The organism is Peribacillus sp. FSL P2-0133 (assembly GCF_037975445.1).
GTDB lineage: Bacteria > Bacillota > Bacilli > Bacillales > DSM-1321 > Peribacillus > Peribacillus simplex_E.
The window spans coordinates 1,864,725-1,879,781 of record NZ_CP150254.1; the positions used below are offsets into that span (position 1 = coordinate 1,864,725).

Consider the following 15,057-nt stretch of genomic DNA (forward strand, 5'->3'; position numbering starts at 1 on the left):
CCGGCAGTCTTTTGGTGAGCAATAGCAACTTTAGTTATTTTAATTAGTTATCTTATATATTTTTATACGATTAAAACTGTTCAACGTTTAATGAAGAAACTTGAAGACCTTGGCATGATCCGCCAAGTACCCATGAAGAGAAAAAAGGATATGATGCAAACAGTCAACGCCATCATTATCAGCCTGTGAAAGATAAAATGTCCGGCAAGGACCCTGTGAAAGGGTCCAAGAAGTGTCCGGCCAATTATTTTAATCTGTTATATTCCTCATCTGTTACTGGTTCCAACCATTCCGGCGTACCTGCAGTAATTGCAATGTGTTCAAACCAGCTGTCTTTTGTAGCACCATGCCAGTGTTTTACACCATCATGGGTGACAATAACATCACCGGCTTTTAAGAATTGAGCAGGTTTTCCTTCTTCTTGATACCAACCTTCGCCACCAGTTACTAATAAAAGTTGAAACCCATTACGATGAATATGCCAGTTATTTCTACATCCTGGTTCAAAGGTTACATTCCCAACACCAACATTTACTTTAGGATCTGCAATTAATGTCTTAAGATAACTTTGTCCGACAAAAAATTGAGCATATGCTTCATTTTTTTCACCCACTGGGAAAATAACGCCATTTTTTACTTCTTCATGTTTTGCCATTTTACTGCCTCCAATAACTTCATTTTTTTATTAACCAACTTGAACAGTTGGTCAAATTATCATTTCATTAATGACTACATCAGATAGTTGCTAAATAGGAAAGGCAATTGCACCAGCAATGCGGTCGGCATATTGCGGATGGTTTCATCCAACACACCTAAACACTTAATATTCTATTTCTTAGACTGTTTTGTTACCAATCAATTAGTTTTCCGCCTCTGAAAAATTTTCCGCTTGGCCCTTCAGATCCAATTGTTGTTAACCATAAGAATGACTCAGCTGCTTGCTTAGGTGTAGTTGGAGCAGATGGTCCACCCATCTCTGAGCTTACCCATCCTGGATCGACAGCGTTTATTTTAATATCACCTTTGACTTCTCTAGCAAGCAATTGTGTCAATCCGTTTAAGGCAAGCTTAGACAACTTATATGCTCCTACTCCTGGATATGACAATTGGCTCATCCCGCCATATTCTGAGGAAACATTAATAATTCTGCCATAGCCTTGTTTTTCCATGATGGGAATAAAGGAACGGATTACATGGTAAACTCCAAAGAAATTGGTTTCCATTGTCTGCTCCAGAATGGAAGGGTCCATAGCCATTAACTTTTTATCCTCATCCAAATACACGCCTGCATTATTAATCAATACATCTAATCTTCCATATCGCTCATTTACAGTGATCGCGGCCTGAAGAATGCTTTCTTGATTGTTTACATCCATTACCAGAAATGATACGTCTAAATCTGACTTCTTAAGTTTTTTGGCAATTTTATGACCTATTATTGGATCTCGACTTGTCAAGATGACCTTAAAACCTTCCAAAGCCAATTGTTTGACCAGCTCATATCCAATTCCTCGATTACCGCCAGTGACAAGTGCAACTTTTGTATCCTTTGACATTTTCCAATATCCTCCTTTTTCGCCCGCTAATCATAGGCAAGAGTAGATTATTGCACAATCTAGAAAAATGAAGGAATCAGCCCAATTCCCCGAATAGCTTCTGTTAGAATCAAGAATTTCCATTTATCACACGACGTAGTAATGATAATTAGTTACATGACTAAGTATAAGGGTTAGAGTAGACTCTAATTCAAGGGGAAATTTTATAAATAATAATTAATTTTTTTATTGGCTTATTGTTAACTTTAGATTAAGCCACTTTGTATCGTTGGATGAAGTGGGAGTAGAGAACATGCAGTGGTTTTGGAAATGCATTGCTTTATTGGCACAGTGAATATCACAAATAGAGCAACCTATCCTACAAATTAGGTTTGAAGGATAGGTTGCTCTATATTAATTAAAATTCCCAATTTTATCGTTTTTATGAATATCTTCCGTTCCAGCCTCCAAGGCAGTTTTATAATAGTTACATTTAAGATTTATTAGTTTCATAGTCTTGTTCATTTCTTCCAACTGTGCTTCTACAGCAGCTTTACGTTCTAAGAACATGTCATATCTTTGCTGTAAGGTGGAATCCCCATCAGTACACCAATCAATGAAATTTTTAATTTCTTTAATAGGCATCCCGGTGGATTTAAGACATTCAATGATTTTTAAAGCATTAATATCGGATTCTTTAAACAGTCGTGTTCCGTTAGGTGTTCGTTCTACAAAAGGCAAAAGTCCCTCCTTGTCGTAGTAACGTAAGGTATATGTTGTAAGGTTCAATTCTTTTGCAACTTCACTAATAGAATATTTGTTCATTGTTTTCACTCCTATTCTCCTCAAGCATAAATTTCGAGTTAACTCTAAGACGTGAAGCGATTTTATCATGGGTATTGCTGAGTGTCAAAATCACTTTTAAATAATGGAGATATAACTCATAAATGTGTTATTGTCCTATGTTACTAGCTGAATTGTCACCTAAACGAATGAGAAAAAAATATAAAAAAATGACTTGACTTAGAGTTAACTATAAGGAATAACATTTATTTGCAAGAGAAAAGCGGAGGGGTAGTAATGAAGGAATGAGAGCTTTCAAACCTAATTTTCTCCTCTAGTTACAAAGTATTCTCTTGAAAAATATATTTAATTGGAGGGTTTTAAATGGTAACGGCTAAAGCAAGAGCTGTCGACGGTCCTGACAGACATTTTCGAGCAGCAGAAATTAAAAGACGTGATCTAGATTTACATGATGTTTTAATTGAGATTAAATTTGCAGGCATATGTCACTCAGACATCCATGCTGCTCACGGCGAATGGGGTCCCGTTAACTATCCACTTGTACCAGGACACGAGATTGCGGGAATTGTTACCGATGTTGGAGCCGAGGTAACAAAGTATAAAGTCGGTGACCGAGTAGGAGTCGGATGTATGGTTGACTCCTGTGGAAAATGTGAGAACTGCCTTAAAGGGGAAGAACAATACTGCCTTAAAGGACATGTTCCAACTTACGCTGGTGTCGACCAATATGGTGAGCCTACACTAGGTGGTTATTCTACACATATCGTCGTAACCGAGGGCTTTGTTGTAAGAATTCCTGATAACATTGAACTTGACGCCGCTGCACCATTACTTTGCGCAGGCATTACAACCTACTCACCATTAAACCATTGGGGAGCTGGTCCGGGCAAGAAAGTAGCGGTTGTTGGTTTGGGAGGTCTTGGCCATATGGCAGTCAAGATTGCACATGCTATGGGTGCAAATGTGACCGTTCTATCACAAACATTGAATAAAAAAGAGGACGGCTTGCAGTTTGGCGCAGACAACTACTATGCTACTAGCGACCGAGATACATTTGAGAAGCTTGCAGGTTCTTTTGATTTAATCATCAACACAGTAAGTGCAAAGATTGATCTTGATGCGTATTTCTCCTTACTCACCCTTGATGGCACTATGGTAAACGTCGGTGCTCCTGGAGAGCCATTGTCCCTAAACGTGATATCCCTTATCGGTCATCGTCGTTCATTTGCAGGTTCCGCGATTGGAGGCATACGTGAAACTCAGGAAATGTTGGATTTCTGTGCCAAACATAATATTGTTCCTAAGATTGAAGTAATCTCTGCTGATCAAATTGATGAAGCATATGAGCGTGTCTTAGCATCAGATGTAAAGTATCGATTTGTTATTGACACTAGTACAATCTAAGTTGCTAAATTAGGATCTAAACTGCATTTCCGAAACCAGGAAATAAAAAGGTTGAGGAAGAACGGTTAGAGGAACTATTGTCCTCTGAGAACATGCTGGGTAAACCAGTCATTAAAGAAATCTAAGAGTGGGCTAATGCCTGCTCTTTTTTATTAGAAGGCTCTGTTAAAGGAGTTGTTGATTTCCTTGATGAACTAACGGGGCAGGATAGTTGAATAAGGAATTTATATTTACATCTAGAATATACATAATTAGGGAATGTGGAGGTGGGAGCTTAACTGGAAAAGGGCAGTATTCTCGCTCTGCTCGACTCCATTAAGGGGGGCAAGACAACGGTTACAAAGAAGATTACTTACGGAATAATGGTGACTTTGAATTTGATAAAACCGAGAATAAACGTCCGATGAACATATGGCACTATGCTAAGTGGTGGACATATCTAGATTCTGATCACCCAGAAAGGAGGAGAGTGACCTTTTGAATACCAATATTCAGTCTCTTTGATGCATCGAACACGCTTTCAAGCATTGATAACAAATAGAGATTTTGTAGAACAATAGGGCTGATAAAAAAGTAAAGAGAGGGAAACCAAATGAAAAAGATTACTACGGGACGAAGCAACAGAAGCTTCTCCGAAGCAGGACTGCGTAGACTGCGTGAGGTGCTGACACGGCATGTCAAGTCCGGGAAAATCCCTGGACTCGTCGCCCTGGTCAGCCGGTACGGTGAGACGCACGTCGAAGCGATTGGGACGATGCGCCATGACGGTGGCGCGGCGATGCACCGGGACACGATCTTCCGGATTGCCTCGACGTCCAAGCCGGTCACGATGGCTGCGGCGATGGTCTTGCTCGACGAGTGCAGGCTGCGGCTGGATGACCCAGTAGAGCAGTGGCTGCCTGAACTCGCCGACCGGCGGGTGCTGAAGCGGATCGACGGCCCGCTGGACGATACCGTGCCGGCGCGGCGGCCGATCACAGTACGGGACCTGCTGACCTCCACGTTCGGGCTCGGCATGGATATGACGTCGCTGGGCACTCCGATTATGGGCGCGATATTCGAGCAGGGGCTCACGCCCGATCTACCGGAGCCGATGCCCGAGCCGGATGAGTGGATGCGCCGCCTGGGCACACTCCCGCTGATGCACCAGCCCGGAGAGCGCTGGCAGTACCACATCAGCAACGATCTACTCGGAGTGCTCGTCGCCAGGGTCACGGGCCAGACGTTTGAGACGTTCCTGCGCGAACGCATCTTCGACCCCCTGGGCATGAAGGACACCGGTTTCCACGTGCCCGCCGACAAGATCGACCGGCTGCCGCCCCTCTACGCCCCCGACCCGCAGACCGGAGAGTTCATTGTGTGGGACGAGGCCAAGGGGGGACGCCACAGCCAGCCTCCAGCGTTCCAGGGCGGCGGAGGCGGACTTTCCTCCACCGTCGACGACTACCACGCCTACTTCCGGATGCTGCTAAATCACGGGATGCAAGGGACCGAACGGATCCTGTCCCGGCCCGCCGTCCAGCTGATGACCACCAACCGCCTCACGCCCGAGCAACAATCCGTCCGAAACGCAATGGCCAGCAACAACGTCCATGTGTCATTCGGCCAAGGGCAGCACGGCGGCTGGGGCTTCGGGATGGCGGTGCGCACCTACCGTGGTGACTACGCGTCCATCGGCCAGTTCGGCTGGGACGGTGGAACCGGCACCACGACGTACGCCGACCCGGACAAACAGCTCACTGGAATCCTGCTCACCCAGGTCGGGATGTCCACCCCGGATTCAGCGCGGCTTATCCACGACTTTTGGACCATGGTCTACCAGGCAATCGAAGACTGACACCGAGCCCGCGCCTGGTACGCCCGCCCCCCACGACACCCAACGGTCAGCCTCCTGTCGGCCGATTGGAAGCAAAAGTTGCCTTTGGTACTTTGCTTATCAAGATTGTGAGATATTGTTCTTAACAATAGGGTGCGTTAGTTCCATAGGATGTACTTAAGAAGACCACTTTTAGGTGGTCTCTTTTATTCGTTCAAAAATCAACATTAATCTATAACAAAGCCTATTAGAAATGGAGATGTTTGAAATGGCTAACTAAAAAGCAAACTTGAACATTGCTTCACTTTTTGGGACATGAAAGAGTTAGTCCGCCAGACAAATATGAGTGAAAACTTCATTAAAGATCAGTTTTTCTATGATACTCGTTTTCCGAAGGTAAGAGTGGGGCGAGAGTGGGTTATGCCCGCAAAAGCAACCGAAGAATTTCTACTTATATGGTTATCTGAACAAAAAGAATTAACACCATAAATGAAGTTGGAAAAATTGGGAGAATTCATAGTATACGAATTTATCACTGAAATTAATTTACCTGTTGTAAATATGAAATATGAGTACTGGGAGGGAAATTAGATGCCTAAAAAGGATATTAAACATTCAGAAACTGGTTATTCTAATTTGGTAGCACAAACAGGACATTGCGGAATCGATTATTTTGGTAATGAAATAATAGAAGATGATGCAATTATCATTGATAAAAGTAATGGTGAAGTATTTCTTGAAAATAGTTTAGAAGATTATCTGATTGAAGTATTAGGTTTCCAATTTACTACTGCGGAATGAAAAAAGACCCCTGTTCGCAGCAGGAGTCACTTTATCTTAAAACCATTTAATTAACGTCATTCTAGCATAATCCTCAGTGATGGTAAAGGAGGGCTATTTAAGTCAATGAATATAAGAGATATGAGTTGAATATAAAGTGGATTTGCCATCAAAAATAAATATTTAAAGATGAGGGGGATGGAATCTTGCAAGGATACATTAAGGATTTTAGAAAAGAGTTGGATAGTTCTATTTGGATGATGCCCCCTCTATATCATAGGGTTTGGCAATATCTGAAATATCAGGCCAATCATCAGGATAATAAGATTCCTATGAAGGATGGAACGTTTTTAACGATAAGGGGAGGACAACACTTAACCTCCGTCAGGACAATAGCTCATAATGTTGGTTGGTACGAGGGAGCGGTTTATAAAGAACCAAATCCTAAAACGATTTCTACAATATTAGCGTGGCTAGAAAAGCAATCAATGATCAAGATAAATCGGGGAAAGGGTAACAGACAATACACACTGATAAGTCTTATAAATTGGGATTTATACCAAGTGAAAGAGTTGGAAGGTAACGGTGAGGGAACAGTGAAGAAACAGCTAACGGATATAAACAAGAATGAAAAGAATGATAAAGAACTTGTTGCTGTTGATAACGTGCCGACGCCAGAAGAAAGTGACGGGGTGCCTACGACCGGTCTAAAGGATGATCCCATGTTTGCGGGAGAAATATCACAAACTTCTGAACAAGCAGTGCAATCACTTTTAAACCGATTCATACAACTTAGAGCCTATGGCTTTGATTTTTCACCAAAGGATGAAGATGCAGCTAATGAAATTATAACCAGTGGTGTGCCTTTAAACGATTCTTTAGTATACCTTACCGAATGTTTTGAGCAGTACAAACCTAAGCACATACGCGATCGAATAAACAGTTTATCTTATTGTGCCGGTTTCATTTTAGATAGGCACCAGAAAAAATTAGAATCTCAGAATCTTGCGAAAAGGGGGATATCCGATGGCAACAAAATCGATAGAGGAAGCATTAGTAAAACTACTTCAAAGGAGCGATCCATTACAGGGGGCCAAACCGGTTGGCTCGGAAGAAAAAAAGCCTGACTGTCCTTTGTGTAAGGACCATCAGATTATTATTTATCGTGTTCATGATAAGACTAAATGGCTCATTGACACAAGAACCATAGACGGTCAAGAAGTGGCTAAGCTTACGCCGGAAAGCATGGTCTTAGAATCGGACTATTTTGCTGGGAAAGTTTGCAGTCCTAATGAAGCAAAGGAGTGGCATACAACATATTCAAAGCGGTGTGAATGTGTCCGGAAGAAAAAGGCCGAACGACTTATGCGAGCCAGCGAAATTACGAACGATTTTAAAAAGATTGGGTTTAAAGATTTTCTTAGCAGAGGTAAGCCAAAGGTTATCTTTGATGCTTATGAATGTTCTTTGGCTTACTTTCAGAGTTTCTCAGAAATCCGGAAAGATAGGGCCAATAGTATCGCTCTTCTTGGGCAGCCTGGAGCGGGGAAAACTCATTTGCTCACAGCGATATCTAATAATCTGATTAAGAAGCTAAACGTGGCAGTTTTGTATTTTCCATACGTGGAGGGGTTTAACGATTTAAAAGATGACTTCGATAAATTGGAAGCCAAACTGGAACGTATGAAGCAAATCGAAGTCCTCTTTATTGATGATTTGTTCAAGCCAGTGAAAGGCAAGCCAAGGGCTACAGATTGGCAGGTAGAACAACTATATGCGGTAATTAATTACAGGTATTTAAACCATAAACCAATTCTTGTTTCTTCAGAATTGGTTGTAGATGAAATAGTAGATGTAGATGAGGGACTAGGGACTCGCATTTATCAAATGTGCCATGATTTCACCGTAGTGATCAAGGGAGATAGAAAAATACTTAATCATAGATTGGCAGGGATTTGAATGAGGAATTTATTAGGGTTTGATGGACTAGCACCCTATTCAATCATTTATTGGCAGTTGGGTGGGGAGAACCAATCGAAGACAGTTTGTTATACGGATGACGAAGAAAAGAAAGCCTTGGAGCGTTTTCGTACGATTGGTGATTTTTATAGCACTTATGACAAGGCTATTGTGAATGGTGTTTCTACTTCCTAATAGGGCTTGTACTAATCCAAAATGCGAATCGTCAATCAATACAGGTTATCAGGTCTGGAAGGTTGGCATAGACTTATATTGAATCTGAGTTGTTTTGCTGCAAAATAAGGAATCCCCGTTTGCCGACAGGAAACCGAGATTAAGCTGTGCATTTCTTATTTTCATTTTAGCATAGGAGGAATCTGGATGGGTAAATATATCAATACAATGACTACTGAAGTAGATTTGATGGATAGTAATAAATTATATGTTGTTAAGGATGGTAAATTGATTTTTCATGAATTACCGGAATATGGGGAGACTGTTGTAATTACACTTGGTGGAAAAGTAGATCGATTGGAAACTACTGAGAAAAGGAAGTTATGAGTTGTCTGTTTTGTGAAGGAAAATTATATTTTAAGGAGAAACCTTACTTAGACAGGACATTTATGGTAGTATTTCTTTGATATAAAAAGAAGGGTGAAATTCAATGAATAAATTAAGGGATAATGACATACGAGAAGTATTATTAGATGAATTGTATAGTCGGTATTCCCATGTGAATGATACAAAGATTGTCAATGAAATGGGTGTACTACATGGTAAATCTAGAGTAGATGTTGCTGTAATTAATGGCATTCTCCATGGATATGAGATAAAAAGCGAAAGTGATAATTTACTTAGACTGCCCAGTCAAATTAATGATTATAACAAGGTTTTTGATAGGATGACTATCGTTGTTCAAAGAAATTATTTAGAAAGTGTTCGAACCATGGTCCCAAAATGGTGGGGTATAATGTTAGTCACAAAAAATAAGGATAAGTTTAATTTACGTGAAATTAGGAAAGGAAGGTTAAATGATAATGTAGATCCTTATTCATTAAGTCATTTATTATGGAAAGAGGAAGCTCTGGAGATTTTAAAAAAAAGAGGCATGCAAAAAGGATATATAGGCAAGCCTCGAAGGATTATATATCAAAAAATTTGCGATTCTATTACTTTTGAAGAGTTGAAGGTTACAGTGAACCAACAGTTGAAGCAGCGCCAAGGTTGGAGAAGTGAGAAGCCGTTAATTCTAAATGGTGATTCACATTAATGGTTACCCAACTAGTAGCATTACCTGTCGGACTATTCGGTACATTAGCGCAATTATCAATAAATTGATCTCCATATGAGAATTTAGCACCAAGGTATTCTTTGTGTGTTACTACATCTTTTGCAATTTTGCCAACTTGTCCAAAACCTTGTCCACTTGCTTTTACACCAGAGCCTCTGAAAATTAGGAATTTATCTTTTATTGTATATTTAATAGTGGGTGCCATATCCATATAAGTCGGATCAAAATCAACAGGAACGGCAGGATTAACAATTGTATAATCACCAAAGGATGGAAGGCGTGAGATGTTTTTTTGTAGTAATTCTTGATAAATACCCCATTCTGCTCTAGGAAGTTCACCATTGGTCCTAGTAGCAACCTTTTTACTTAATTGACTAGGGAATGAGGTGCTGCATATTGTAAAAGTTCTCCACAGGTTTATATAGGGAAAGTTTAAAATTACATTTAGGTAGAGTGAGGAGATTTGTGAATTATTTTGATGAGAAATGTCACCGAAATCTAAAATTATATCTATTTGCTCAGGACTTAGGGAGAAGTCGATTAAGACTTGTTTTAAATTGGTTATTAGATCTTTCATGCTTTCAAAATCTTCATTTGTTAGTCTTAGACAAAGCCCGTTCTGATGTTTTTGAACAGATTTTTTAACACCATCCTGATATTTATTGCCGATATTATATCTGAAAAAACTATAGACTGGAATAACGGATACTCCTTCGCTTTCAATAGAATCAATAATGGCTTCTACAGAATGGATCCCATTTGATGTCAAAGCATTTGGATCAACACCACCATCAATATAAAGAGAATCAATGTCAACAAATATAGGTTTGTCTATATCCCAAGATTCTTTTACTTGTTTGCTAAGGTCTTTTATATTTTGTTCGAGTGTCTTATTAGCCTTAGTGAACGGCTGAATTTCAAGCAGTGGTGTGATGCGCATCTTAGATGGTTTAGTAACATTTTTTAATCCATTTCTTTCGCCCATCTTCCACTTTAAGATGGGAACATAATGATTTTGATCAAACATAAGGCATTCTCCTTTTCTATTTGTTTTATGATGTTGATTCACGAGATGATTTATATGTATACGTATATATAGTCTTGGAGGTTTCAAAAAAATTACAATTTATCCAAAAAAGTCTAACCGAAAAACGGAGGACACTGAATGAATGGGAAACCATTATTTAGTGTCTTTTTTTTGTAAGAAGAAGATTCCCAGTAAATTCTTGCTTGAAGAATTGAAAACTATCGGCAATTGATCTCCCTGAACATGGAAAATAACAAGTTCCTTTTTATCATTCTTTTGGATAAACTTTTACGAGAACTTCCTCTCGATATCGATTCGAATGTTTATTGTCACTGAGGAATAATCTTCAGTCAGTAGTATCTGTCTTTTTCACATATGCTTTCATTTACACATGCTAATAATCTTTTTAAAATGCCTGGATCGATTACGATGCTGAATGTGGAGGAAAGTGAAGCTGGGGAAATTGGAGCTGAGTTTATATCCATCCAACGTGATAATTAGAAAACTGTCTTAAAATTCCATATCAAGCGCGATGTGGATGGGAAGGTCAACAAATTATATCCTCATGCAGGGGCTTATGTTTCCATTACTCTACAGCCTTCGCAAATGAATATTGAAGAGTTCTATGAAGAACCACACGATGGGGTAGAGTAGAGTACACGATCGATAAAGATGGTTCAGCAAGTGTAGCTCCTGGTCAGCTTGAATTAGTAAAAGATGAGTCTCAGTATTAATTATTAAAATTGGAAATAAAAAAATGCCAGGATTTCTCCCGGCTATGGTGTGTGTTTTGGTAGACATATTATACCCTAGGGGGGGAATGAATGAGTAACCAATTATCCTTCTTTCCGGACGTTGATGAGAAAAAGGTTCGCTCACTAGTGGCCAAGGAATTGAAGCTTTATAAAGCTCTTAAAATACGTCAACAGAATAAAAAGGAATTAGATGAGAATGGCATTACTGAACACATCTTTCCCAAACTACTACAAAATGACGCGGAGAATGAATTCAAGGTTATACATATAGAAAGGACCTTGAATAATAGCCTTGACCAGATCGAACGTCAAATCATTGAAATGAAGTATCTTAGTCTCGAGAGACAAAATGATTTAACCATTTATTTAGAGTTAGGTTTACAGAAAAATTCATATTATGAAAAGAAGAAGCAAGCTCTATTTATGATAGCTTCTTCTTTAGGGATAATTTAAAAAATACCACCTCCAAATGTTAGGAGGTGTCTAACATTTGGGGTGCAGTTCAATTCCGGTTTTTTTATATTTTTAACAGGTTTTAGGTTATGAATTTATTTTATAATAGTTGATAAATTGATATTGTATTTCGCAGTAATCAACAAAGGATAAAAAGAACATTAATGCTTTAATTCTATCCATGATAATATCATTAGGATGAGAAATTGAATTTCTGGTTAATCTTGTGAAGGTTGCATATATTTCTGAACTTGAATTATCCATTTTAGGTTTAAGTGCCAATAAACCAACATCTTGTCTGTTGTTTTTTAGATATTTTTTTTGATATTCGAGGTATTTTGAATATTTTAATGAGATTTTGTTCATATTGGGGTTTTTTAATTCTGTTTCGTAAACATTGAATAGTGCTAGATCTTTGTTTTTTAGAAAATCTAAAAAACTTGTTGTTAGTTCTTCTGCAATTATTTCACCAGACAGCCCAATATTTATTATGGAAGAATTTATACAGTTTGCATTAAAACATCGTAAACCCTCAGTTACATAAAATACAACCCAGTCATTTATGCCATTAGTTTGTTTTAATCTGGTCAAATAACCATCTTGGTCGTAGGGTAAGATATCTATTTGTCTTATGCATTCCATACCGTAGTCAGTAACATGAAAAAAAGGAAGGTCGGGTCCATAGCTTCCATAGGCACCTGGTGCAATAACACCTTGTACAACCAAGTTATTAAACTCTTGGTAAACTTTTTTTATTTCGTTCATAGTAAGGTTTATATTGCTGTTCTCGTATAATAATCTTGAACCGCATCCCCAAGCTTCTCCATATATTTCCGCTTTTTGTGGTTTAATTTCTTTTTTTATAATTAATCCATTAAGTAAGCGAAATAAATCGCTTTGACTACCTTGATACATATACATTTCAAAAGTTTTGCCTTCTGTATCTATGTCATCGTCTTTATAGGCGAGCGTTTCTAAAATTAAGTTTCTAATTTCAAGGTTTGATAGTTCAGTAACAGTTTGCATATTTTCACTCCATTATATTTATTTCTTTAAACAATTCTCTTATTTTCAGTAAATTCCTTCTATGGTTTTTATATTTAAACAGGTCATTGAAAAAACAAGGAAAAAATATGGAGAAAAAGGCTACCAAATTTGGTGCCTTTTTTTTATGCGTATTTTTATAAGATTATCTCAGGAAGTCATTCCTGGGAGACGCACATATCCCATATCAAAGTGCATTACTCGAGTAGTCAAACAGGCATGAATTCTATGCTGATGCACTTTGTTTGCGGTGACTGCTGGCGGGGCAAGGGGGTAAAAGCCCTCCAAAATTATTTTATTAAGCAATTAGCATAATGAGGTGATTAATAAAAAATTCAATTTTGCTATAATTAACCTACTAAATAAATTTCTAGGAGGATCTAGGATGCAATGGTTAATTGGCGTCGTTCTAATACCTTTAATTACTGTGGTGCTCTCTTCTCTTGTGGCTTTATATAAGGAAAGAGTTACAGATATAACGAAGGCGAAGCAAATTTTGAAAGAGAGACAATTATTAGAGCTATATAATGGGATTTTTATTGCATTTTTAAAGTACAATCATGCATTAAAAATTGATTGGGAGACAGTAAATATTGAGGTAGAAGAAGAAACGCATTTTCAACAATTTCTAGAAATTGAGAATGCTGAAATTTGGGATTCAGCCATGGAAGAAGTTTCGAAATTAGTTCACAAGAATGTTCATTTATTAGTATACCAAGATTTAGGTAAATGGTATGAGATGGAGCAAAAATTTAATAATGTCTCTTCAGAAGACGATTTATACGATGCATATAACGCTTTTTTAAACTTTATACGATCCAGTGTAAGTACATATGGTAGCCTCTATCATGATTTTCACCTCTCATCCAAAGAGAAAATAAAAAGCAATATTAATAAATTGAAATATGAAATAAAAGAAATAAAAAATAATTCTTTCTATTCAGAAGAAAAAAGAATGAAGCTAATTTTACAAAAAGAAAGTGAAATTAAAGATTATAAAAAATTTGGTTTTAGAAAACATTTAAAATGATTAATCTTTATGGAAGAAAGGAGTAGACTTTATCGAGGACATGCTCGTTATGGTATAAATCAAGTCATCCCTTCTATAGGGTGCTTTTACTTTTTGAAGGAAAATGATTACTTATGTCGAATATATAGGGCAAAAGGAGGTGATTATATGGAAACTAAAAATAAAACAATCTACAGTTTAGAAATAATGAAGAATGACGAAAGAAAATCTTTTGATTATGAGTCTGAGGATGAGGCTTTTAAAGCATATAAGTTCCTTGAAGAGGAATACAAAAATAACATTATCATTGATAAAGAATCTGTTAATTCTGCTAAAGATATCATCCAATTGAGTATAAGCAAAGCCACCGTAGGGCCGGTACGTAAAGGATTAACGGCATCTTACCAGCCTTGTGAATGGTTCAAAGATATTTATGAGGAAATTATACTTTCAGCTACCGAATATCATGAAAATAATAAATAATTATTAGTTGAGGCATCCATTCATTGGGTGCTCTTTCTTTTTGAATATGTCGTTTATTGACGAACGATAGTATTTGTCCTCGTAGTTACTTTTGCCTGATAATTATTAGGCGGAAGGAGCGAGGAAATGAACTTCGATACTAAGTATTTGATTAGATGGGGTATTCCAGGATGGATAATGGTAATGGCTTTATTGCCGTACTATATTATTATTTACTTTGATTTTTTTTCAGATCATGTTGTCAATTCATCTGATCTATTAGCTATTGGTGCTGTATTAACGGTGTTAGGAGTTCCTTTAGGCTATCTGCTAAACCAGATTCATCATTCTGTTTTTTGGGTGCTGCCCAAATTAATATTTGGATCATGGAGCAAATATTTCAATGAAGAATTAAAAGTAGATGATTACATTGCAAACCATAAAAATGGAGCCGAGAAGAAAGAAAGATATAGATATTTACTTACTCGAAAGCATGAACTTGGGGGATTTATGGTAAGTCTATTTATCTCTGCTTTTGTGATTGGGCTGAGTAATGTTATTGGAAGGCACCATCATCATTGGACTTGGTGGTATTTCGCAATAGTTACATTTTTATTTTTAATCATATTGTTAAGCAGACAATATTCTAGTCGAAATATTGAGGTTTACCACGACCATTATTTAAAAGGAAAAGATTGAGACACTTTCATTTTGAAGT

The 15,057-nt window shown here is 38.0% G+C and carries 17 protein-coding genes and 1 pseudogene; 13 read left to right on the plus strand and 5 right to left on the minus strand.

All coding sequences use genetic code 11. From position 1 onward, the window contains the following. Positions 1–72 precede the first annotated feature (72 nt). Positions 73–209, plus strand: a pseudogene (locus MKY17_RS09015) (helix-turn-helix domain-containing protein); the annotation flags it as partial. Between the two features lie 35 nt (positions 210–244). On the opposite strand, the gene MKY17_RS09020 reads toward MKY17_RS09015, so the two are convergent. From MKY17_RS09020 to MKY17_RS09030, 3 genes are all read right to left on the minus strand, one after another. After that, a complete protein-coding gene (locus tag MKY17_RS09020; RefSeq protein ID WP_098372720.1) occupies positions 245–655 on the minus strand; it encodes a cupin domain-containing protein in 411 nt (136 codons plus the stop codon). 193 nt (positions 656–848) lie between these two features. Continuing rightward, the gene (locus tag MKY17_RS09025; RefSeq protein WP_098372721.1) at positions 849–1,556 is read right to left on the minus strand and encodes an SDR family oxidoreductase; all 708 of its coding nucleotides are present in this window, start codon (positions 1,554–1,556) and stop codon (positions 849–851) included. Between the two features lie 393 nt (positions 1,557–1,949). After that, positions 1,950–2,360, minus strand: coding sequence for a MerR family transcriptional regulator (locus MKY17_RS09030; RefSeq protein WP_098372722.1), 411 nt, complete (start codon positions 2,358–2,360; stop codon positions 1,950–1,952). A 342-nt stretch (positions 2,361–2,702) separates the two neighbouring features. Here MKY17_RS09030 and MKY17_RS09035 point away from each other — a divergent pair, with 342 nt between their 5' ends. From MKY17_RS09035 to MKY17_RS09070, 8 genes are all read left to right on the plus strand, one after another. Beyond that, a complete protein-coding gene (locus MKY17_RS09035; protein WP_098372723.1) occupies positions 2,703–3,743 on the plus strand; it encodes an NAD(P)-dependent alcohol dehydrogenase in 1,041 nt (346 codons plus the stop codon). Between the two features lie 592 nt (positions 3,744–4,335). After that, entirely contained in the window at positions 4,336–5,580 is a 1,245-nt protein-coding gene (locus tag MKY17_RS09040; protein ID WP_098372724.1) for a serine hydrolase domain-containing protein, read from the plus strand. A gap of 570 nt (positions 5,581–6,150) precedes the next feature. Beyond that, positions 6,151–6,360 (plus strand): hypothetical protein, encoded by a 210-nt coding sequence (locus MKY17_RS09045; RefSeq protein WP_339201673.1) that lies wholly within the window; start codon positions 6,151–6,153, stop codon positions 6,358–6,360. Positions 6,361–6,545: 185 nt separating this feature from the next. Continuing rightward, positions 6,546–7,466, plus strand: coding sequence for a hypothetical protein (locus tag MKY17_RS09050; protein WP_339201675.1), 921 nt, complete (start codon positions 6,546–6,548; stop codon positions 7,464–7,466). Further along, positions 7,366–8,298 (plus strand): ATP-binding protein, encoded by a 933-nt coding sequence (locus MKY17_RS09055; RefSeq protein WP_339201676.1) that lies wholly within the window; start codon positions 7,366–7,368, stop codon positions 8,296–8,298. The genes MKY17_RS09050 and MKY17_RS09055 overlap by 101 nt, the downstream gene beginning before the upstream one ends. Then, a complete protein-coding gene (locus MKY17_RS09060; RefSeq protein WP_339201678.1) occupies positions 8,299–8,493 on the plus strand; it encodes a hypothetical protein in 195 nt (64 codons plus the stop codon). 186 nt (positions 8,494–8,679) lie between these two features. Then, complete coding sequence (locus MKY17_RS09065; RefSeq protein ID WP_339201679.1) at positions 8,680–8,859, plus strand: XtrA/YqaO family protein; 180 nt, start codon at positions 8,680–8,682, stop codon at positions 8,857–8,859. 103 nt (positions 8,860–8,962) lie between these two features. After that, positions 8,963–9,568 carry a sce7726 family protein gene (locus MKY17_RS09070; protein WP_339201681.1) on the plus strand — a complete coding sequence of 202 codons (606 nt, stop codon included), beginning with the start codon at positions 8,963–8,965 and terminating at the stop codon, positions 9,566–9,568. Here the strand turns inward: MKY17_RS09070 and MKY17_RS09075 are convergent. Then, entirely contained in the window at positions 9,489–10,616 is a 1,128-nt protein-coding gene (locus tag MKY17_RS09075) for a beta family protein (protein ID WP_339201683.1), read from the minus strand. The genes MKY17_RS09070 and MKY17_RS09075 overlap by 80 nt on opposite strands. A gap of 824 nt (positions 10,617–11,440) precedes the next feature. Here MKY17_RS09075 and MKY17_RS09080 point away from each other — a divergent pair. Beyond that, entirely contained in the window at positions 11,441–11,824 is a 384-nt protein-coding gene (locus MKY17_RS09080; protein ID WP_339201684.1) for an ArpU family phage packaging/lysis transcriptional regulator, read from the plus strand. Positions 11,825–11,911: 87 nt separating this feature from the next. Here the strand turns inward: MKY17_RS09080 and MKY17_RS09085 are convergent, their stop codons facing one another. Next, on the minus strand, positions 11,912–12,850 hold the full coding sequence (locus tag MKY17_RS09085; RefSeq protein WP_339201685.1) for a hypothetical protein: 939 nt from the start codon (positions 12,848–12,850) through the stop codon (positions 11,912–11,914). 403 nt (positions 12,851–13,253) lie between these two features. On the opposite strand from MKY17_RS09085, the gene MKY17_RS09090 reads away from it, so the two are divergent. From MKY17_RS09090 to MKY17_RS09100, 3 genes are all read left to right on the plus strand, one after another. Beyond that, on the plus strand, positions 13,254–13,898 hold the full coding sequence (locus tag MKY17_RS09090; RefSeq protein ID WP_339201686.1) for a hypothetical protein: 645 nt from the start codon (positions 13,254–13,256) through the stop codon (positions 13,896–13,898). A 147-nt stretch (positions 13,899–14,045) separates the two neighbouring features. Next, complete coding sequence (locus tag MKY17_RS09095; RefSeq protein WP_339201687.1) at positions 14,046–14,360, plus strand: hypothetical protein; 315 nt, start codon at positions 14,046–14,048, stop codon at positions 14,358–14,360. Positions 14,361–14,486: 126 nt separating this feature from the next. Continuing rightward, entirely contained in the window at positions 14,487–15,038 is a 552-nt protein-coding gene (locus MKY17_RS09100) for a hypothetical protein (protein WP_339201688.1), read from the plus strand. Positions 15,039–15,057: the final 19 nt, after the last annotated feature.